Below are 20244 nucleotides of genomic sequence, written 5' to 3'. Positions count from 1 at the left end.
TCGAAAGGTCAACCGTGTCCACTTTGGTCATCACGCACGCCGACGTCCGCACCGTGGACGAGCGCCGGCCGCGCGCGGAGGCCGTTGCGATCCGCGACGGCAAGATCCTGCTCTGCGGCGCGGAATCCGAGGCCCGCGCCGCGGCGGGCCCCGACGCGGTGGAGCTCGACGCCGGCGGCCGGACCGTGGTGCCCGGGTTCATCGACCCGCACAACCACCTGCTGTCCACCGCGGAGTCGCTGGCGGCGGTGAACGTGCGCAGCCCAGGCGTGTCCAGCGCGGCCGATCTGGTGGCGGCGATCGCGAAGGCGGCCGCGAGCACCCCGGCGGGCCAGTGGATCAGGGCGTTCGGCATGGATGACGCGAAGTACCCGGAGGGCCGGGTCACCCGGGCCCAGCTGGACGGCGCGACCACCGAGCACCCGGTGATCATCTACCACGTCTCCGGCCACCAGGCGGTCGTCAACAGCGCCGCGCTGAAGTGGCGCGGCATCGCCTCCGACGTGGCCGACCCGGCGGGTGGCGCGTTCGTCCGCGACGCGGGCGGCCGGCTGACCGGGATGGTGCTGGACACCGCGATGGAGCTGCTGCTGCCGCTGGCCGCCGACATCGGCTGCCACGGCCCCAACTTCCACACCGACCTGCCGCACGAGCAGCTGATCGGCTGGCTCGCCGACGCCCGCGACAGCTACCTGTCCGCCGGCGTCACCACGGTGTGCGACCCGCAGGTGTCCCGGCGCGAGATGCTGGTCTACCGGGCGGCGAAGGCGGCGGGCACGCTGCCGCTGCGCACCGTCTGCATGCCGCTGTCGCACCAGCTCGACGGGCTCACCGCGCTGGGCCTCGCGGGCCCGTTCGGCGACGACTGGCTGCGGCTCGGGGCGATGAAGTTCTACTCCGACGGCAGCCTGCTCGGCGGCACCGCGCTGTTCCGCGAGCCGTACGGGGAGCGCGGCGAGTTCACCGGCAGCTCCTACTGGCAGCCCGAGCAGCTCACCGACCTGCTGCGCCGGGCGTCGGCAGCGGGCTGGCAGGTCGCGGTGCACACGCAGGGCGACCTCGCGATGCAGAACACCATCGACGGGCTCGTCGAGGCCGTGCGGGTGGCCGGCGACGACCCGCGGCCGCGCATCGAGCACTGCGGCTACCCGACCCGGGAACAGGTGCGGATGCTCGCCGATCTCGGCGCGGTGGCGGTGAACCAGCCGAACTTCCTCTACGACAGCGGCACCGACTTCGTGCGCCGCCTCGGCCCCGAGCGAGCGCACCGGCTGCAGCCGATCCGCGAGGAGCTCGACGCGGGCGTGGTGCCGGTGCTGTCCAGCGACTCGTTCGTCTCCAGCCTGCGCCCGATGGAGACGATCGCCAACGCGGTGTGCCGCCGCACCCGGGAGGGCGGCGAGATCGGCGCTGCGCAAGCGATGAGCCTGGACGAGGCGCTGCGCGCGCACACCCTGGACGCCGCTTACGCGCTGCGGCTGGAGGACCGGCTCGGCTCGCTCGCGCCCGGCAAGCTCGCCGACCTCGTGGTGCTCGACCACGACCTGCGCACCACGGCGGACGAGGACCTGCGGAAGGTCGACGCGCACTGCACGATCCTCAACGGAGAGGTGGCATACCGGGCATGAGCGACACCGCGAAGACCGCCGCGTGGGACTGGGTGGAGCGCAACCGATCCCGACTGTCCACATGGCACAGCCGGATCTGGGAGCTGGCCGAGCCCGCGTGGCGGGAATACCGCTCGGCGGCCTGGTACGTGGACCTGCTGCGGAGCGAAGGCTTCGAGGTCGAGGAAGGCAGCGGCGGAATGCCCACCGCGTTCTCCGCGACCTGGCGCAACGGTCCCGGGCCGACGCTGCTGACCTACGCCGAGTACGACGCGGTGCCGGGTAACTGCCAGGCCGGGACGCCGCGCCCCGAACCGCGGCCCGGCGTCAGCCTGCACGCGCCCGGGCACACCGACCCGCACTCGGCATTGGGCATCAGCACCCTGGGCGCCGTTCTGGCGGCGAAGGAAGCGATGCAGCGCAACGGGATCGGCGGCACGATCCGGTACACCGGCGAGCCGGCCGAGAAGGTGCAGGGCTCCAAGGTCGTGCACGGGCTGCGCGGCTACTACGACGGCGTGGACGCGATCATCAGCTTCCACCCGTTCTACATGCTGCCGCTGTGCAACACCGTCCGGTGGGACACGCATTGCGGCGCGTACTACAGCCGCATCTACAGCTTCCGCTGCGACGAGCCGGAAACCTGGGGCGTCGCCGATCCGGGCAGCCCGATCCCGGCCTCCCACTCGGCGGCCCGCGCGCCCGGCGCGAACGCCGCGCTGATGACGATGTACTCGCTGACGAAGTCCACACAGGACTCGATGGCCCCGGCGTTCGGCGGCTGGTCGCTCTCCGAGGCGATCCTGAGCGCGGGCAACGCCACCGCGGACAACCTCCCGGCCGGGATCGCCCAGATCCAGTACTCCTGGCGCTGCCCGGACATCGCCACGGCAGAGCAGGTGCTGCGGGTGCTCGACGCGAACGCGGAGGCCGCCGCCCGCACCGCGCACTGCGGCCTGGAAACCCGCTGGGTGTCGCGGAACCGGCCGGGCCTGGCCAACCATGCGATGGCGGAGGTGACCTACCGCAACCTGGCGCAGGTCGGGCCGCCGGAGTATGGCCCGGAGGCGGTCGAGGTGGCGCGCGAGGTGCAGCGCTCGCTCGGCGTCGAGCCGACCGAGAACCCGCTGCTCGGCGAGTGCTCCCAGCTGATCGAGCCGGTCGAGGCGGAACGGCGGCTGCGCGAGAACATCCCGCCGTCGCAACGGAATTGGACGTCCGACGACTACGTCGAGATGACTCACTACGCGCCGACGGCCCGCCTCTACATCGCCCGTCCGGCGCTGGCCCCGATCGACGGCCGCCCCACGCCGGGCTGGGCGATGAACGCCCTCGGCGGCATCCCGGCGACGATCGACCCCACGATCGTCTGCGCGGCCAAGACGATCGCCGGAACCATCCTGGACCTGGCCCGCAGCCCGGAGGTCCTGGCGGCGGCCCGGGCGGAGTTCGACGAACGCCGCGCGAACGGCCCGAAACCGCTGCTACCGCAGGACTTCGAGGCCCCACACGACTTCCCGTGGCCGGAGTACGTGACCACCGCCCGAGGTTCGGGCTGGCAGGGAGCCTAGGCGAGGAGGACGCCCACCAGGCCCGTTGACCGAGTGGGCGTCCTCGCCGTCGATTACCGTTGCCGTGCTCTGCCCGATGTAGTGACGACTAGAGCGACGACGATTCCGGCAAGGGCGAGCGCTGCTGCTGCGTAGAACGCAACTTGGAACCCTTCGGTGAGGTCGGAAGGTTCGGCGGGTGCTCCGCCGTTGGCAGCGTCGGCCCGGGAGAAGGCGATGGCGGAGAGCACCGCGATGCCGAGCGCCCCACCCATTTGCTGGGTTGTGCTGACCAGGCCCGAGGCGAGCCCCAACTCACCTTCACCGCTGAGTGCGTGCATAACCGTGGTGACAACGCTGACCAGCGTCGTCCCGAGCCCCGTTCCAGCGATCAAGGCCGGCCAGAGCAGGTCGGAGACGTAGCTGCTGCCGACATCGATCTGGGCGAACCACACCAAGGCGCCGGCGATCAGGGCGAATCCCAGAACCAGCAGTGGCTTGAAGCCGAAACGGCTGATCAGGCGGGAGGCCAAGCCTCCCGCGACCAGGATCACCGCGAGGGACATCGGTAGGTAGGCCAGGCCGGTCTCGAACGCGTTGTAGCCGAGAACCCGCTGCATGTACAGCGTGAGGAAGAAGAACAGGGCGAGCATCGCGCTGGCCAGCAGAATCCCGCAGACCACGCCGCCGCTGACGTTGCGCAGGCGAAACACCGCCAACCGCAGCATCGGTGCCCGGTGCCGCGCCTCGACGACGACGAAGAGGGCGAGCAGCGCCGCCGCCCCCGCCATGCAGGTCAGCGTGACGACCGAAGCCCAGCCCACTCGCTCGGTTTGGACGATCGCGAAGATGAGCAGGCCCAACCCCGCCGTGACCGTGATCGCCCCGAGCGGGTCGAGCGCCGGTCTCCGGGCTGCGCGTCCGGCGGGAACGAATCGTGGGCTCAGCACGGCGACCGCGAGGACGATCGGCACGTTGATCAGAAACACCCACCGCCAGCTCAGCCAGCTGGTCAGCGTGCCGCCGAGGAGCATGCCCGCCACCCCGGCCACGCCCGAGAGGGCTCCCCACACGCCAAAGGCGCGATCGCGTTCGGCACCGGTGAACGTCACGGCCAGGATCGCCAGCGCCGCCGCCGACATCAACGCCGCCCCCACGCCCTGCGCGACTCGGGATGCGACCAGCATCGCCGGGGTATTCGACAGCCCGCACGTCATGGAGGCCGCGCCGAAAACGACCAGCCCGGTCATGAACACGGTGCGGCGGACGAAGAGATCGGAGGCGCGCCCAGCCAGCAGCAGCAATCCGCCGAAGGTCACCAGATAGCCGTTCACCACCCACGCCAAGCTCGCGTTGGAGAAGCCGAGGTCGTGCTGGATGGACGGCAGTGCGACGTTGACGATCGTGTCGTCGAGCACGCACATGAACTGCGCAGCGCATGTCAGGACCAGCACGAGCCAGCGTCCCGCCGCGCCGGTCGCATCGGGACGACCGATCTTGGCGCCGGCGCCGGGATCGAGGGAATTTGTCATGCACTCAAAGAACTCCTGGCAGGCACGACCATCCATGGGCGAACGTCGACGATGCATTTGCCATCGTCTCCTACAGTCGGGTTCATGGATGTCCTGAGCGATCTGCTGCACCGCGCCCACGCCAAAGATGCACTGGTCAAACAGCTCATCCGGCGGCCGCCGTGGTCGATGACCTACGCCGACGCTCCTCCGCTCACGGTCGTGGCCGCCCTCGCCGGCCCGGCCTCGATCCGGCTCGACGGCGCCGCCGAACCGGTGCGCATCGGTGCCGGTGACATCGCGCTGATCGGCAGGACAGGCGGCTACACCATCGCCGACAGCCCGACCACGCCGCCTGAGTTCGTGATCCGAGGAGGGAAGAAGTACGTCGTCGGCGGAGGTGAGGTGGCAGGCGACCACCAGAGCCTGGCGCCCCGCACCTACGGTGATGGCCTGCCCGGGGCCACGATCATGCTCCGCGGCGCCTACGAGCTACGTGGAGAGATGGGCGACCGGCTGCTGGACATGCTCCCGCCGCTGGCGGTGGTATCGGCCGGGCCGCGGACCGAGGCGGCGTTGGATCTGCTCGCCGCCGAGGTGTCCCGCGACGAACCTGGCCAAGACGCCGTTCTGCACCGGCTCCTGGATCTCGTTCTGGTGCTGGCCCTGCGGGCGTGGTGTGCCAGGCCGGAAGCGGCGCTGCCCGCCTGGTGCCGGGCGCTGGCCGATCCCGCGATCGGCGACGCGCTGCGCCTCTTGCACGACGACCCCGCCCGCCGGTGGACGATCGCCGAACTGGCCGCCAAGATCGGGATGTCTCGTGCCGCCTTTGCCGCGCGTTTCACCGATCTCGTCGGAGAACCCCCGCTCACCTACCTCACCAGCTGGCGGATGACCTTGGCCGCAGACGTGCTCCGGGACACCGAGGCGACCGTCGCCACCGTTGCGCGCCAAGTCGGGTACGAAGACGCCTTCGCCTTCAGCGTGGCGTTCAAGCGCGTCCGCGGTCTCAGCCCCTCGATGTGGCGCCGGGCGAACGAATCCTCCTGCTGAACGCGAGCCGGCCGCCTCAGCGGATGCCTTCGCGGCGGAGGCGTTGGGCGAGCTGCGTGGTGACCTTCACCAGGAGTTCGCCCACCTTCCTCGCCTTGGCGTCCGTCGTCTGCTCGATCGGCATCGAGCAGCTGATCGCGTCGGTGCCGGGAATCCGGTATGGCACCACCGCGGCCACGCAGCGGATGCCGAGCGTGCCCTCCTCGAATTCCGCCGCGTAGCCGCGTTCCTGCGCCGTCGCGCACGCCTCGTAGACCTCGTCCAGCGACACCAGCGTGTTCGGCGTGAGCGCGGGCAGCGGGTCGGGGAGGAGCTCGGCGACCTCCTCGCGGGTCAGCTCGGCCAGCAGCGCCTTGCCCAGCGCGGTCGCGTGCGCGGGCAGCGTGCGGCCGATCTTCGACGTCCGGTACGTCGAGTTCGCCGACTCGCGGGTTTCCAGGTAGATCACCTGGTTGCCGATCAGGCGGGCGTAATGCGTGGTGAAGCCCGTCCGCTCGCGCAGCTCCTCCAGCGCCTCGGTGGCGTAGCGGATCGCCGGGTCGCGGTCGAGGTAGGCCGTGCCGCAGATCAGCGCGCGGACGCCGAGCCGGTACCGGGTGTTGCTGGAATCCGCCTCCAGCCAGCCCGCGTCCAGCAGCGTGCGCAGCAGCCCGTGCAGGCTGGAGCGCGGGAATCCGGTTTGGACGTGCAGGTCGGACAGCGACAGCCAGGACGGGTGCGCGGCGAAGGTCTCGACCAGGTCGATCGCGCGGCGGGCGGATTTCACGCCGGCGGCGTCGGCACCGCCCACCGCGCTGGAAACATCGGCCGGCTGAGGCATCGCGGCATCCTCCTTCGCAGACGGCAGTGCACCGATCCTAGCCAGCCGCGCCTCGCGTTCGCATACATGAATCGCATTCAACCCACTGGCGAACTCAGTTCGGCTCGCCGAGCGGGGCGGTGGTGAACGGGCCGCCCAGGTAGCGGGACGAGGAGCCGGACGCGGCGGCCTCCGCGGCGAACGCCTCGGAGTCGTCCTGCGGGCGGTAGCCGAGTTCTTCCGCCTCGGCCAGGGAACACACCCGGCGGGTGTTGCCCGAGACTCCCCAGATCACGCGGTAGCCCGGCGACGGGTGGCCAAGGCACGCCTCGAAGAGGCGGGCCGCGTCGTCGGGGGAGAGCCACAACGACAGGGCGCGCACGTCCGACGGGCGCTCGAAGCAGGCGCCGATGCGGATGCAGATCACGTCGATGCCGAACCGGGAGTGGTACAGGCTGCCCAGCGCTTCGATCGCGGCCTTGCTCACGCCGTAGTAGGTGTCCGGCCGCGCGGGCGAATCCGCGGGCAGGCCGTCCGGCCCCGCGTCGGCGACCTGGCGGAAGCCGGCGGCGTGATTGCTGGAGGCCAGGATCACCCGGCCGACACCGGTTTTCCGGGCCGCTTCCAGCACGGTGTGCGTGCCGTCGATGTTGACCGCGAGCGTCTCCGCCCACGAGTTCTCCCGGCTGTGACCGCCGAGGTGCAGGATTGCGTCGACGCCTTCGCAGGCGGCGGCCATCACGTCCGGATCGGTCAGCGTGCCGGTGATCGCCTCGACGGCTTCGCCGGGCTCGGCGGGCGGCAGCGGCGCGCGGTCGAGCAGCCGCAGGACGCGGCCCTCGCGGCGCAGCCGGGACCGCATCATGGTGCCGACGATCCCGGCCGCGCCGGTGATCAGAATGCGTTGCTGCAACGTGGCTTTCCCTTCTGGGTTCAGCGGATTCCGGCTCGGCGCAGGCGCTGGCCGAGCTCGGCGGTGGTGCGCACCAGCAGTTCGGCGGCGTGCCGGGCGTCGGCGTCGGTGGCCTGGTCGGTGGGCATCGAGCAGCTCATCGCGTCGGTGCCGGGGATGCGGTAGGGCACCACCGCCGCCACGCAGCGGATGCCCGTGGTGCCCTCCTCCAGCTCCGCGGCGAAGCCGCGATCGCGGATCAACGCGCATTCCGCGTGCAGGGTGGGGAGTTCGACGATGGTGTTGGCGGTGAGCGCGTGCAGCGGGCCGGCGCAGAGCGCGGCGACCTCGTCGCGGGTCAGCTCCGCCAGCAGCGCCTTGCCCAGGGCGGTGGCGTGCGCGGGCAGCGTGCGGCCGACGCGGGAGATCAGGTGCACCGAGCGCCGCGACTCCCGGCTTTCCAGGTAGACGACCTCGTTTCCGTTGCGGCGCGCGTAATGCGTGGTGAAGCCGGTCTGCTCGCGGACCTGCTCCATCGCCTCGGTCGCGTAGGGCACCACCGGGTCGCGGTCCAGGTAGGCGGTGCCGCAGATCAGCGTGCGGATTCCCAGCCGGTAGCGGGTTTCCGTGCGGTCGGCCTGCAGCCAGCCGGTTTCCAGCAGGGTGCGCAGCAGACCGTGCAGGCTGGAGCGCGGGATGCCGGTGCGGGCGTGCAGTTCGGCCAGCGACAGCCAGGATTCGTGCCCGGCGAAGGTTTCCAGCAGCTCGATGGTGCGTCGCGCCGACTTCACCCCGGCCGAGTCCGTCGCGGTGGCGATGCGGGCCGGCATGCCGACCTCCTCTCCGGGCAGCGCCCAGACGCCGGTTGACATGTGATCGCGGTCATACTAGCGTCCTCCGGCAGATTTCCGATAGTCGAATCTATTCACAAACCAAGTATTCATTCAAGTATGTGAACGCCGGAGGGTCGGCCAGTGCATGCTCTCGACTGGACAATGGTGTGCGGTTACTTCGGTCTGATGCTGGTCATCGGCTGGTGGTCGCACCGCAGGGTCAAGACCGACAAGGACTTCTTCATCGCCGGCGGCCGAATGCCCTGGTGGCTGGCCGGGATCTCGCACCACATGTCCGGCTACAGCGCGGTGCTGTTCGTCGCCTACGCGGGCGTGGCCTACACCGACGGCATCACGGTGTACTTCTGGGGATTCGCCAGCATCGGCATCGGCGTGGCCATCGGATCGTGGCTGTTCGCGGCCCGCTGGAACCGGCTGCGGGCCCGCTTCGGCGTGGCGTCGCCGCTGGAGTTCCTGGCCCGCCGCTACAACATCCCCGCCCAGCAGGTGCTGGCCTGGAGCGGCTCGTCGCTGAAGGTCTTCGACGTCGCGGCCAAGTGGTTCGCGGTGGCGGTGCTGCTGCACTCCTTCGCCGGGCTGCCGCTGATCTGGGGCATCGTCATCACCGGCACCGTCACGCTGCTGTACTGCACGGCCGGCGGGCTGTGGGCCGACGCGCTCACCGACTTCGGCCAGTTCGTCATCCAGGCGGCGGCCGGAATCGTGATGATCTGGGCGGTGCTGGCCGAACTCGGCGGCGTCTCCGGGCTGTGGACGCTCTGGGACCGGCTGCCCGCGGGGCACACCTCGCCGGTCACCGGGCAGTACACCACGGTGTTCCTGCTGGTGTACGTGCTGGTGAAGACCCTGGAGTACAACGGCGGGATGTGGAACCTGGCGCAGCGCTACATGGCCGCGCCCGACTCCCACGCCGCCCGGCGCGGCGCGGTGCTCTCCGCCTCGCTGTACCTGGTCTGGCCGCTGGTGCTGATGTTCCCGATGTTCGCCGCGCCGCTGTTCGTGCCGGACCTCGCCGACCCGACCACCTCGTACGCGGCGATGACCCAGGCGCTGCTGCCGCCGGGCATGATCGGGCTGGTGCTGGCCGGGATGTTCTCCCACACCATGGCCATGGTCGCCTCGGACGCCAACGCGATCTCCTCGGTGATCACCCGCGACATGCTGCCGGTGCTGTGGCGGAAGGCGCGCGAGTTCAACGAGTTCCAGCGGCTGCGCACCGGCCGCATCGCCACCTTCGGCTTCATCGCGCTGAGCATGGTCGTGGCCACCCAGGCCGAGCACCTCGGCGGCGTGCTGTCCATCGTGGTCTCCTGGGTCGCCGCGCTGATGGGCCCGATCTCGGTGCCGCTGCTGCTGGGCATGCTGCCGTGGTTCCGGCGGTGCGGCTCGCGGGCGGCCATCGTGTCCTGGGCCGGCGGACTGCTCACCTACGGCGTCCTCTACTACGGCCTCGACGCCAGCCCGACGGCCACCGTCGCCACGCCGATCCTGGTGTCGCTGGCGCTGTACGTCGGCCTGGGCCTGGTCGCCTCGGAGCGCACCGAGCAGGTCGACGAGATGCTCGAAATCCTGGACCAGGAGCCGAATGCCGCTGCACCGGTGACCGCTCGATGACCCGGTCACCGCAACAGAAAGCGAGCCCGCGCATGTCCCTGGAAGGTTTGCTGGCCTTTCCGCTGACCACCTTCACCGCCGACCTGGAGCTCGACCTCGACGCCTACGCCGACCACCTGGAGTCGCACCTCGCGGCGGACGTCGGGGCGCTGTTCGTCGGGTGCGGCACCGGCGAGTTCAGCGCGTTGTCGCCGGACGAACTGCGCGCGGTGCTGCGGCGCGCCCGGGAGGTCGTGGCCGGGCGGGTGCCGATCTGGGTCGGCGCGGGCGGCGGGCCGGCGCAGGCGCGCAGCGGCGTCGCGATGGCGCAGGCCGAAGGCGCCGACGGCGTGCTGCTCCTGCCGCCGTATCTGGTCACCGGGCCGCAGAGCGGCTTGGTGGACCACGTGCGGTTCGCGTTGCGCGACAACGGCATTCCGGTCATCGTCTACCACCGGACGCCCGGCGTGTTCGGCCCGGACGCCGCCGTGCGGCTGCTGGGCATCCCGTCGGTGGTGGGCATCAAGGACGGGTTCGGCGACGTCGACGTGATGACGCGGATCGTCACCGCGATCCGCGCCGCCGGAGGCGGGGATTTCCTGTTCTTCAACGGATTGCCGACCGCCGAGATCTCCGCGCGGGCCTACCGGGCGATCGGCGTGGCGCGCTACTCCTCGGCGGTGCACTGCTTCGTGCCGGAGATCGCCGGGCGGTTCCACCGGGCGCTGCGCGACGGCGAGGACGCGGTGGTCGACCGGTTGCTGGCCGACTTCTACCTGCCGCTGGTGGCGCTGCGCGACGAAACACCGGGATTCGCGGTCTCGCTGGTCAAGGCCGGGGCGCGGCTGCGCGGGCAGAAGGTCGGCGGGGTCCGGCCGCCGCTGGGGGAGCCGAGCGCGTCGCAGCTCGAACGGCTGGAGCGGATCGTCGCCGGCGGCCTGGACGCGCTGGCCGAGGTGGGCTGACATGCACGTGACGGGTTACGCCTACCCGTGGGACGTGGGGCCGGAATTCGCCGACCGGGTGCGGGATCTCGGCGTCGACGAAGTCGCGGTCGCGGTGTCGTACCACAGCGCGCGGGCCGCGACGCCGTGGTCGAAGCAGGGCACCAGCGTCACCGCCCGGCACGCGGCGCTCTACCGGCCGATCCGCGACGGGTGGGGCAGGCTGAGGCCCGCACCCGCCGACTGGGTCGGCTCGGCCGACAGCGCCGGAGACGCGATCCGCGCGCTGGCGGCCGCCGGGATCCCGGCGGCCGCGTGGCTGGTGCTGACGCACAACTCCCTGCTGGGCACGGAGTTTCCCGAGTTCGCGGTGCAGAACTGCTTCGGGGAGACCTATCCCTGGGCGTTGTGCCCGGCGCAGGAGGAGGTGCGGGCGTTCGCCGCTCGGCTGACCGCGGAATCCCTGGCGGAGCTGGATGTCCGGTCCGTCGTGCTGGAGGCGTGCGGGCAGCTCGGGGCGATCCACCAGCACCAGCACGAGAAGACCGACGCGGTGTGGTCGCCCGCCGCTGCCAGGCTGCTCTCGGTGTGCTGCTGCGCCGCGTGCGCCGCTGGCTGGGCGGAGCACGGTGTGCTGCCGGAGGACGCCCGCGCGCTGCTGCGGGAGGAGGTCCGGCGGCTCGTCGCCGAAGGTGACCTCACCTCCACCGAGGACAGGCTGCCCGGCGAACTCCGCGCTGCCTTCCTGTCGACCCGGCAGCGGGCGACCGACCGGCTGCGGCAGGACGTGCTCAAGGAGATCGGCGGCGACCGCCGCGTGGTGCTGCACGCCGCCGTCGACCCGTGGGTGACGGGAGCGCTGCCGGGGCTCACCCCGCAGGCCGCCGACGACGTCGACGCCGTCGTGCTGCCCTGCTGGGCGCCCGGCGCGACGACGATCGCGAACGTCGCCGCCGCGGCCGGATCGCTTCCGTCCACAGTGGACATCGGCGTCTACGTGACGGCGGCCGGACCAGAAGTGCCCGAGATCGCCGAATACGTCCGGGAGCTCGGGCGGGCGGGCGCCGGCGAACTGCACCTCTACCACCTCGGGCTGGCCGGGCCCGCCCGCTGGCCGGACCTGCGCCGAGCCGTCGAGCAGGCCCACGACCGGCCGGCATGAGCCGGGAGGAGCAACGATGTCGTTGAACCGCAGGGGCTTCGTGCTCGGCGGCGTGCTGGCGGTCGGATTGCTGTCGACCGGCGCTGCGCTGCCCGCCGCGGCAAGCGCCGGGCCCGCCGAGATCGTCGCGAGGTACCGGGAACTCCAGGTGGGCCGAGGGCGCCGGACGCCGGAGCGGGACCAGGCGGTGGCCGCGCTCGACGAGCTCGCCGAGGCCTACGAGGCCGCCATGAACACGGCAGCCGACCAGCTCTGGGAAGACCTCCCGACCGGCCCCGGCAGCACCTACTTTCCGAAGATGTACTACCGGCTGCGGTGCATCGCGGTCGCCTGGGCCACCCCTGGATCGGCGCTGTCCACCCGGCCCGAGCTGCCGGAACGCCTGCGCACCGCGCTCGGCACGCTCTACCGCATGCAGTACGACGAGAACACCGCCGAAGAAGGCAACTGGTACGTCTACGAGATCGGCGTCCCGCTTTGGCTGCTGCAGATCATCGCGGCGCTGGGCGAGGTGCTGACGCCAGAGGAGCGGCAGCGCTACCTGCGGCCGGTGCTGCGCTTCGTCGCCGACCCCAACCGGCGCGCCAAGGACCCGTCCGTCGTGGAGACCGGCGCGAACCGCTCGGACAAGGCGCTGATCGCGGTCGTGTCGGGGGCGATGCTCGGCGACACCGACCGGATCCGGCTCGGCATCGACGCCGTCACCGACGTCGCAGGCGGCGGCGCGGCGAGCCTCGTGCGGCGGGTGACCGAAGGCGACGGCTTCCACACCGACGGGTCGTTCCTGCAGCACGAGGTGGTGCCCTACGCCGGGCATTACGCGCTGGTGCTGCTGACGTCGCTGGCCGGCCTGATGGCGCTGACCCAGGGCACCGAGTGGGAGTTCTCCCGGGAAGTGCGCGAGGAGGGCTGTGCAGCGCTGATCGACGGCTGCGCGCCGTTCGTGTTCGCCGGCTCGATGGTGGAGTCGGTGCGCGGCAGGTTCCTGTCCCGGCAGGGCGAGACCGCGCACGACGCCGGACACCAGCTGACCGCCGCCGCCGTGCTGTTCGCGCGCACCGCTCCCGAGCCCGTGCGGTCGCGGTTGGCCGGGCTGGCGGCGAGCTGGATCGACGCCGGCACCTGGGCGCCGTACCTGGAGGTGTCCGGCCTGGCCCGGTTCTCCGGCGGCCTGCACCCGGTGGGCGTCGCGGAGGTCGAATACGCCCAGGAACTGCTGGACACCGGCCCCGAGCGGCCGGAAACCGCCGCGCTGCACCGGGTCTTCGGCCAGCAGGACCGGATGGTCCACGCCACGCCCGGCTGGTCGGCGTCGCTGGGCACCGGCTCCAGCCGGCTCTGCCGCTACGAGTCGATCAACCAGATGAACCTGCACGGCTGGTACACCGGCGACGGCGTGCTGTACGTGTTCCTGCCGACCGACCAGGGCCACTACAGCGACGCCTACTGGCCGACCGTCGACGCGACGCTGCTGCCGGGCACCACGACCAAGGACGCGGCGCCGCCGGAGCTGGCGGACACCCCGCTGGCGCCGCACGACTTCGCCGGTGGCGCCCGCTACGACGACCGGTTCGGCGCGCAGGGCCTCGACTTCGCGTCGCAGGACGGCACGCTGGCCGCGCGGAAGTCCTGGTTCTTCACCCCGGACGGCGTGGTGTGCCTGGGCGCCGGGATCACCGACGGCACCGGGGCAGCGGTCCGCACGACCGTGGAGAACCGGAACCTGGGAGAAGGCGGCCGAGGCGTGCTGCTGGCCGATGGGATTCCGGTGCCGGAGCGCGCCGAGCTGCGCAATCCCGGCTGGCTGCACCTGGAAGGCGTGGGCGGCTACGTCTTCCTGGCGGACGCGGCGGTGACCGCGGTGCGGGAAGACCGCACCGGCTCCTGGCGCGACGTCGACCAGGGCGCCAACACCGGCGGCACGACCACGCCGCACACGCGGCGCTACCAGAAGATCCTGGTCGAGCACGGCGCCCGGCCGACCGACGCGAGCTATGCCTACGCGGTGCTGCCAGGCGCTTCCAGCACTGACACCGTCGCCGCGCGCGCCCGTTGGCAGCTGCGGGCGAACGACCCGGTGTTGCAAGCGATCCGGTCGCGGCGCGAGAACCTCTTGATGGCGAACTTCTACGCCGCGGGCGCCGTGGACGAGGTCGCGGTGTCCGGCCCGGCGTCGCTGGTCCTCGGCTCCTACCGGGGCAGCCGCCGGCTGGCGATCGCCGATCCGACGCAGCGGCAGGAGGTGATCCAGGTGACGCTGCCCGGCGGCGTGGTCGTCGACGTCTCGGTGGCCGGTGCGCGTGGCGCCACCCAGGTCCTGACCATCGGCTGAACACCCCGCGAATTGGCGGTCGAATTGCGTTATCCGGCCGTGAGTCTTTTGGGCTGCCATAGCCGCCCAAAAGACTCACGGCTTGCGATATCAACCGCGCTTAACCCGCACTGACCCGGAAGTCGCGGAACTGCGCGTGCACGTCCCGGCTCGGGCCCCAAGAAGTGTCGTGGCCGCCGAAGAATGTGGAGAAGAAGATTCCCGAGAACGGGATTCCGCCGACGTCTTGGATGCCCTGCTCGCGCAGCACCTCCTGGCCGTCGTACCGGATCGTGATGGTGCCGCCGTTGCGGTCCACCGACTGCTCCACGGTGTGCCACTGCCCGTCGGCCTGCCACGACCACGAGCCCAGCCCGACGTCCTTGCCGTAGCCGTCGCCCTGCGACGGGTCGTAGACGTACACCGTCGCCTTGGGCTCGTCACTGCGGATCCGCCACATGTAGCGGGTCGACCACGCGTCGCCGTGCTGGCCGCCGCTGGCCTGCCCGGGCGGCCCGCCGTAGAGGCCGGGCAGCTTGCCGCCGCGCTCGCCGAAATCCCAGTCGCTGGGGAATCGCACCTGGTAGCTGAGGTTCAGTACCGAAGCGTCGGCCAGGTCGTCGCGGCCGATCGAGCGGAAGTCCGTGTAGAACTGCCCGCCGCCTTCGCTCGGGCAGTCGCCGCACGACGGCGCCGACGAGCCCTTGCCGTAGAACACGTCGAGCTCCTCGCCCTGCGGCTTCATCCGGTCGAAGCCCCAGTCGCCCTCGGCGACGAAACCCCACTGCTGCTTCCAGGAATCGCCGGGAAAATCGGCGAATCCGCCGGTCCACGGCTCGGCGGCCGGCGCATCGGCACCGGGAGCCGCGGCCGCGGGCAGGGCGGCCAGCGCCAGCACGGCGGCCATCGACAACCCGGCGAGACCGCTCATCCGCCGGAAGCCACGTCGTTTCCTCACGTCGTACACCTCGCATCCGATTCGACGTCGACCGGGCGGCGGGACGGTCTGCGCCGGGAGAATCCCGGCAATCGCAAAGCAGACACCAGAAACGGGCGATCGGTCAACCCCGGCAACGGTTTCCGCCCCGAATTTCGGTGCCGTTCAAGAATGTGATCGCGGCATTGACGATTTTTCCGCGCTGCGCCATCGTATTCGGCGTCGGCCGGATTTCTCCGGCAGTGGGCCGACCGCCGCCACCCCCGCCGCACGACCGGTTCCGACGTCGATTCCCAGCACCCCAGGAGGACGGATGTCGACCAGCAGACTGCGGCGGATCTCGGCGGTCACGGCCGGGCTGGCCCTCGCGGCAGGAGCCGTCACGGGCGCCGCCTCGGCGGCCGAGCGCCAGGCGATCCCGGTGACCAACGCCGAGGAGCTCACCCAGGCGCTCGCGCAGGCAAAGCCCGGCGACACGATCGAACTGGCGCCCGGCGGCTACGACGGCGCGTTCTTCACCACGGCCAGCGGCACCGAATCCGCGCCGATCACCCTGACCGGCCCGAAGGAGGCGCTGCTGTCCAACACACAGGACGGCTGCGATCCCAACATCCCGGACGGCCGCGACGTCACGTACTGCGGCTACGGCCTGCACCTCAACGGCGCGAACCACTGGAACCTCAAGGGCTTCACGGTGGAGAACTCGGCGAAGGGCATCGTGCTCGACCGATCCAGCAACAACGTGATCGACGACGTGGAGGTGCGCAACACCCGCGACGAGGGCGTGCACTTCCGGGCCACCAGCTCCGACAACGTCATCCAGCACTCGTTCGTCCACGACACCGGCACCGAGCAGCCGCAGTACGGCGAAGGCGTCTACTTCGGCTCGGCGGAGAGCAACTGGGACAAGTACGGCGACACCCCGGGGCAACCGGACCGCAGCGACCGCAACCAGGCGCTGGACAACCGGCTGGGACCGAACGTCCGGGCCGAGCACGTGGACATCAAGGAGGGCACCACCGACGGCCAGGTGCTGCGCAACTCCTTCGACGGGCAGGGCATGACGGGGGAGAACTCGGCGGAGAGCTGGGTCAGCGCGAAGGGCAACAACTACCAGATCTCCGACAACCGCGGGGTGAAGTCCTTCGAGCACGGGTTCAAGGTGATCCAGCGGCTCGACGGCTGGGGCTGCCGCAACGTGTTCCACAACAACCACGCCGACGTGCAGGCGGCCGGCTACGGCTTCCAGCTGCCGCACGACAAGCGGTGCGGCGACCAGCGCAACGAGGTCTACCGGGACAACACGGTGCTCAACGCAGGGGCGGGCTTCTCCGATGTGGAGCCGATCGGCTGACCGACGGCTTCGCGGGCGGTCCCGGGTGCGTCCCGGGGCCGCCCTCTGCGTCTGTAGACCACCGATCCGGTTACAGAACAGGGCTGGTTCGGTGAACTTTAACGTTCCGTACGCGATGTGCCCGGAGTAACGACTAGAACGCGTGACTCCGATCTCGATCGAGTGATCTTGATCCGATACAGTGCGTTCGCACCAGGGGGACACGGACGTGTAAGTGGAAAGGAGCGCCCCGCCGACATCACTGTGCCATGACACGCGTCCGCACGACGTTCAGATCGGCTCGCCCGGGCGCGGGCGAGGCAAAACGATGGAAAGTGCTTGGAAGTGACTACCCAAAACGAGTCTTTCGCACCCCCTGGAAACGCGAGGAGACGCCGGGCGAAACGCTCCGACACCTCGATCAGATCCCGGCTCACGTGGGCGGTCGCCATCCCGTGGGTCGTCGTCGGCGTCCTGTGGGTCGTCGGCTGTTCGCTGTTCGCCTTCGAGGCCATCTACACCCAGCAGGTCGCCGCCAGCGTCCGGCAGATGTCGCTGCCCGCGGTGACGGCCCTGGACCACGTGCAGCGGGAACGTCTGCGCAGCCTCGAATTGATCGCCCGGCCCGGCATCGGCGGCGCCGAACTCACGGCGCAGCAGCGGGAAACCGACGAGGCGCTGGCCGCCATGCAGAAGGAAGCCGGCTCGCTGATCGACTCCGCCCCGGCGGAAGTCCAGCAGCCGATGCGCGAGCTGACCGGCTACTTCGAGCGGCTGCCCAACCTTCGTGCCCGGATCACCAGCGGGCAGGCGTCGACCAACGAGATCAACGAGTTCTACAACGGGCTTTTCGACACCGCCACCAGGCTGTTCGACGTCCAGTCCCGGATCGTCCCGGATCCCGAAACGCTGCAGGGCGGCCTCGCCGCGACCTCGTTGTTCCGGGCCTCGGACATGTTCTCCCGGGAGGCGGCGCTGGTCGGCACCGCGCTGACCAGCGGTGAGCTGACGCCCGAGCAGTACCGCCTGCTGGTGAACTACATCGACGCCCACCACACGACGATGGCGGTCAACGGCGACAGCCTCCTGCCGAGCGTGCAGGCCGACTACCAGCGGTTGCTGGACAACCCGGCCTGGCAGCAGCTGGTCGACGCCGAGAACCGGCTCATCGCCCAGGGCTCGTTCAAGGGCGGCGCGCCGCCGGTGCGGCCGGACGACTGGCAGCGCATCACCAACGAGGTCGGCGCCGGCATGTCCGGCCTGGTGTTCAAGCAGGCCGACGAGGTTTCGCAGAGCGGTGTCGCCAGCGGTACGGACACGCTGTGGAACGTGCTGTGGGGCAGCCTCGCCGCCCTCGGCGTCGCGGTCGTATCGTTCATCTTCGCCCGCCGCGTCTACCGCACGGTCGTCGACGAGGCGCTGCTGACCCGGCTGCAGGACCTGCGCACCGAATCGCTGGCGATGGCCGAGAAGCTGCCCGACGTCGTGAGTCGGCTGCGCGACGGCGAGTCCGTCAACGTGGAATCCGAGATGGTCCCGCTGGCGCACTACGGCACCGACGAGGTCGGCCAGGTGGCGCAAGCCATCCAGCTGTTCCAGGAGGAAGCCGTCCACGCGGCCGTCGGCGAGACCCGGGCCCGGCAGGGCGCGCGTGTGGTGTTCGTCGGCATGGCGCACCGAATCCAGCGGCTGCTGCGGCACATGCACGGCACCATCGACCAGCTGGAGCGCAACGAGGAGAACTCCGCGCAGCTGGCGAAGCTGTTCGACCTGGACAACTCCACCACCCGCGCCCGGCGCACGGTGGAGAACCTGCTGGTGCTCGGTGACCAGCAGCCGGGTCGCCGGTGGAGCCGGCCGGTCGCGCTGATGGACGTGCTGCGCTCGTCGGTCTCCGAGATCGACCAGTACTCGCGCGTGGTCATCGGGCACGTCCCGGAGGTGATGGTCAACGGCGCCGCCGTCGGCGACGCGATCCACCTGATCTCCGAGCTGATCGACAACGCCACCGCGTTCTCCCCGCCGAACACCCAGGTGCACGTCGACGCCACCGCGGTGGCGCGCGGTGTCGCCGTCGACATCGCCGACCAGGGCCTCGGCATGGACGCGGCGATCCGCGACCGGGCCAACTCGATGATGTCCGAGCCGCCGGAGTTCGACCGGCTGGTGCTGGAGAACAACAAGGCCGAGCAGCTGGGCCTGTTCACCGCCGCGCGGCTGGCGCAGCGCCGCGAGATCGCCGTGGAGTTCGGCGTCTCGGCCTACGGCGGCACCCGCGCCACCGTGCTGTTCCCGGACCGCATCCTGGAGGCCGACACGTCGGTCACCACCAGCAACGGCGGCGGCAACGCCGGCGGCGCGTTCCCGCCCAGCACCGGCGGCAACGCCCCGGTGAACGGCAACGGGAGCAACAACGGGCACGCCAACAGTGGCGGCAAACACCAACTCGCCGAACCGACGATGGTGCCGCGGCCGCGGGAGTTGAGCTGGAATGGTGTCATGACCGACCAGCCCACCCAAACGCCCTCGGCACCGGAGCCGAAACCGGCTGAAACCACTTACGAGTGGCCCGTGTCGGAGCCGAGCCCGCAAGCGAACCCAGCCACGACGCAGTTCGAGCCCCTGCCACCGGAGCCGGCCCCGGCCCCGGCCCCAGCAGCCCCGGCCCCGGCACCGATGCCTTCGTCGGAGCGGCGGCGGGCCGCGGGCGGCCGTCCGCCGCTGCCGAAGCGCGTGCCGCAGACCCACCTCGCGGATGGGCTGCGGGACGACCCGGACCAGGAGGAGCAGGCCATCGTCGCCTCTCCGAGCAAGCTGGCGGGCTTCCGGCGGGCGTTCCGAGGCGGCTTCGGCGACACGCCCGACGACCGCTCGTGAGCAGACCAGATGAAAAGCAAGTGTGTGTGAGGTGGGCATGACCGAAACAGCTTCGAAACTGAGTTGGTTGCTGGACGACTTCGTGCAGGGCGTGCACGGCGCGGACCACGCCGTGGTGTTGTCCAACGACGGCCTCGTGATCGCCAAGTCCGCCGGGCTGGACCGGGACTCCGCCGACAAGCTGGCGGCCGCCTCGTCGAGCATGCGCAGCATCGGCAAGGGCGTCAGCAAGGACTTCGGTCGCGGCGTGGTGGCGCAGACGCACGTCGAGATGGAGCGAGGCTTCCTGTTCATCTCCGCCGCCGGCAACGGTGCCTGTCTGGCCGTGCTCAGCGCGTCCGAGGCGGACATCGAGCTGGTGGCCTACGAGATGGGCCGGCTGATCACCCGGGTCGGCACCTTCTTGTCGGCCGCTCCGCGGGAACTTCGTGGCGTGGCGGCGGAAAGGGCCTGACCGTGGACGAGGCGTGGTATGACGATGAAGCGGGACCGATAGTCCGCCCATACACGATCACGCGCGGTCGCACCCCCGGAAAGCACACGCGGCTCGACACGGCGACGCAGGTGATCACCGCCGAGCCGCGTCCGGAGGCACCGAGGCTGGAGCTGACCCCTGAGCACCGGCTGATCCTGGACGCGTGCATGCGTCCGGTGTCGCTGGCGGAGCTGAGCGTCGTGCTGACCCAGCCGCTGGGCGTGGTCCGGGTCCTGTGCAGCGACCTGCTCGACCACGGCGTCGTCTTCGTGCGCTCGCCTCGTACAGAAGTCAGCCGAGACATCTTGGAGCAGGTTTACCGTGGGCTTTGCAGACTCTAGATTGG

16 protein-coding genes are annotated in these 20244 nt (G+C 70.7%); 11 read left to right on the top strand and 5 right to left on the bottom strand.

The annotated features are described in order from the left end of the window. The first annotated feature begins 14 nt into the window (after nt 1-14). Both AB0I53_RS04555 and AB0I53_RS04550 read left to right on the top strand, forming a co-directional pair. Entirely contained in the window at nt 15-1628 is a 1614-nt protein-coding gene (locus AB0I53_RS04555; RefSeq protein WP_358596350.1) for an amidohydrolase, read from the top strand. After that, complete coding sequence (locus AB0I53_RS04550) at nt 1625-3178, top strand: hypothetical protein (protein WP_358596347.1); 1554 nt, start codon at nt 1625-1627, stop codon at nt 3176-3178. Before AB0I53_RS04555 ends, AB0I53_RS04550 begins: the two co-directional genes overlap by 4 nt. A gap of 53 nt (nt 3179-3231) precedes the next feature. Here AB0I53_RS04550 and AB0I53_RS04545 read toward each other — a convergent pair whose 3' ends face one another. Further along, the gene (locus tag AB0I53_RS04545; RefSeq protein WP_358596344.1) at nt 3232-4809 is read right to left on the bottom strand and encodes an MFS transporter; all 1578 of its coding nucleotides are present in this window, start codon (nt 4807-4809) and stop codon (nt 3232-3234) included. Between AB0I53_RS04545 and AB0I53_RS04540 the strand changes: the two genes are divergently transcribed. Next, the gene (locus AB0I53_RS04540; RefSeq protein ID WP_358596341.1) at nt 4774-5721 is read left to right on the top strand and encodes an AraC family transcriptional regulator; all 948 of its coding nucleotides are present in this window, start codon (nt 4774-4776) and stop codon (nt 5719-5721) included. The genes AB0I53_RS04545 and AB0I53_RS04540 overlap by 36 nt on opposite strands. 16 nt (nt 5722-5737) lie before the next feature. Here the strand turns inward: AB0I53_RS04540 and AB0I53_RS04535 are convergent, their stop codons facing one another. From AB0I53_RS04535 to AB0I53_RS04525, 3 genes are all read right to left on the bottom strand, one after another. Continuing rightward, on the bottom strand, nt 5738-6541 hold the full coding sequence (locus tag AB0I53_RS04535) for an IclR family transcriptional regulator (protein ID WP_358596338.1): 804 nt from the start codon (nt 6539-6541) through the stop codon (nt 5738-5740). Between the two features lie 94 nt (nt 6542-6635). Continuing rightward, nucleotides 6636-7433 (bottom strand): NAD(P)-dependent oxidoreductase, encoded by a 798-nt coding sequence (locus tag AB0I53_RS04530; protein ID WP_358596335.1) that lies wholly within the window; start codon nt 7431-7433, stop codon nt 6636-6638. A 20-nt stretch (nt 7434-7453) separates the two neighbouring features. Beyond that, nucleotides 7454-8242 (bottom strand): IclR family transcriptional regulator, encoded by a 789-nt coding sequence (locus AB0I53_RS04525; protein ID WP_358596772.1) that lies wholly within the window; start codon nt 8240-8242, stop codon nt 7454-7456. A 144-nt stretch (nt 8243-8386) separates the two neighbouring features. Between AB0I53_RS04525 and AB0I53_RS04520 the strand changes: the two genes are divergently transcribed. The 4 genes from AB0I53_RS04520 to AB0I53_RS04505 are packed head-to-tail and all read left to right on the top strand — an operon-like array spanning nt 8387 to nt 14297. Then, entirely contained in the window at nt 8387-9880 is a 1494-nt protein-coding gene (locus AB0I53_RS04520) for a sodium:solute symporter family protein (protein WP_358596332.1), read from the top strand. Between the two features lie 32 nt (nt 9881-9912). Next, nucleotides 9913-10824, top strand: coding sequence for a 5-dehydro-4-deoxyglucarate dehydratase (locus tag AB0I53_RS04515; RefSeq protein ID WP_358596329.1), 912 nt, complete (start codon nt 9913-9915; stop codon nt 10822-10824). 1 nt (nt 10825) lies between these two features. Next, nucleotides 10826-11965: a hypothetical protein gene (locus AB0I53_RS04510; protein ID WP_358596326.1), complete on the top strand. Its 1140-nt coding sequence runs from the start codon at nt 10826-10828 to the stop codon at nt 11963-11965. 16 nt (nt 11966-11981) lie between these two features. Then, on the top strand, nt 11982-14297 hold the full coding sequence (locus AB0I53_RS04505) for a polysaccharide lyase 8 family protein (protein ID WP_358596323.1): 2316 nt from the start codon (nt 11982-11984) through the stop codon (nt 14295-14297). Nucleotides 14298-14397: 100 nt separating this feature from the next. Here the strand turns inward: AB0I53_RS04505 and AB0I53_RS04500 are convergent, their stop codons facing one another. Beyond that, nucleotides 14398-15234 (bottom strand): polysaccharide lyase, encoded by an 837-nt coding sequence (locus tag AB0I53_RS04500; RefSeq protein ID WP_358596320.1) that lies wholly within the window; start codon nt 15232-15234, stop codon nt 14398-14400. Between the two features lie 292 nt (nt 15235-15526). Here AB0I53_RS04500 and AB0I53_RS04495 point away from each other — a divergent pair, with 292 nt between their 5' ends. From AB0I53_RS04495 to AB0I53_RS04480, 4 genes are all read left to right on the top strand, one after another. After that, a complete protein-coding gene (locus tag AB0I53_RS04495) occupies nt 15527-16567 on the top strand; it encodes a right-handed parallel beta-helix repeat-containing protein (RefSeq protein ID WP_358596317.1) in 1041 nt (346 codons plus the stop codon). A gap of 324 nt (nt 16568-16891) precedes the next feature. After that, nucleotides 16892-19423 carry a nitrate- and nitrite sensing domain-containing protein gene (locus AB0I53_RS04490; protein ID WP_358596314.1) on the top strand — a complete coding sequence of 844 codons (2532 nt, stop codon included), beginning with the start codon at nt 16892-16894 and terminating at the stop codon, nt 19421-19423. Nucleotides 19424-19460: 37 nt separating this feature from the next. Beyond that, on the top strand, nt 19461-19877 hold the full coding sequence (locus AB0I53_RS04485; protein ID WP_358596312.1) for a roadblock/LC7 domain-containing protein: 417 nt from the start codon (nt 19461-19463) through the stop codon (nt 19875-19877). A 2-nt stretch (nt 19878-19879) separates the two neighbouring features. Then, nucleotides 19880-20239 carry a DUF742 domain-containing protein gene (locus tag AB0I53_RS04480; RefSeq protein WP_358596309.1) on the top strand — a complete coding sequence of 120 codons (360 nt, stop codon included), beginning with the start codon at nt 19880-19882 and terminating at the stop codon, nt 20237-20239. Nucleotides 20240-20244 lie beyond the last annotated feature (5 nt).

It is taken from the genome of Saccharopolyspora sp. NPDC050389 (assembly GCF_040655595.1).
In the GTDB taxonomy this organism is placed as follows: domain Bacteria; phylum Actinomycetota; class Actinomycetes; order Mycobacteriales; family Pseudonocardiaceae; genus Saccharopolyspora.
Note: the sequence above shows the minus strand (reverse complement) of the source record. Positions and strands in the feature narration are given on the sequence as shown.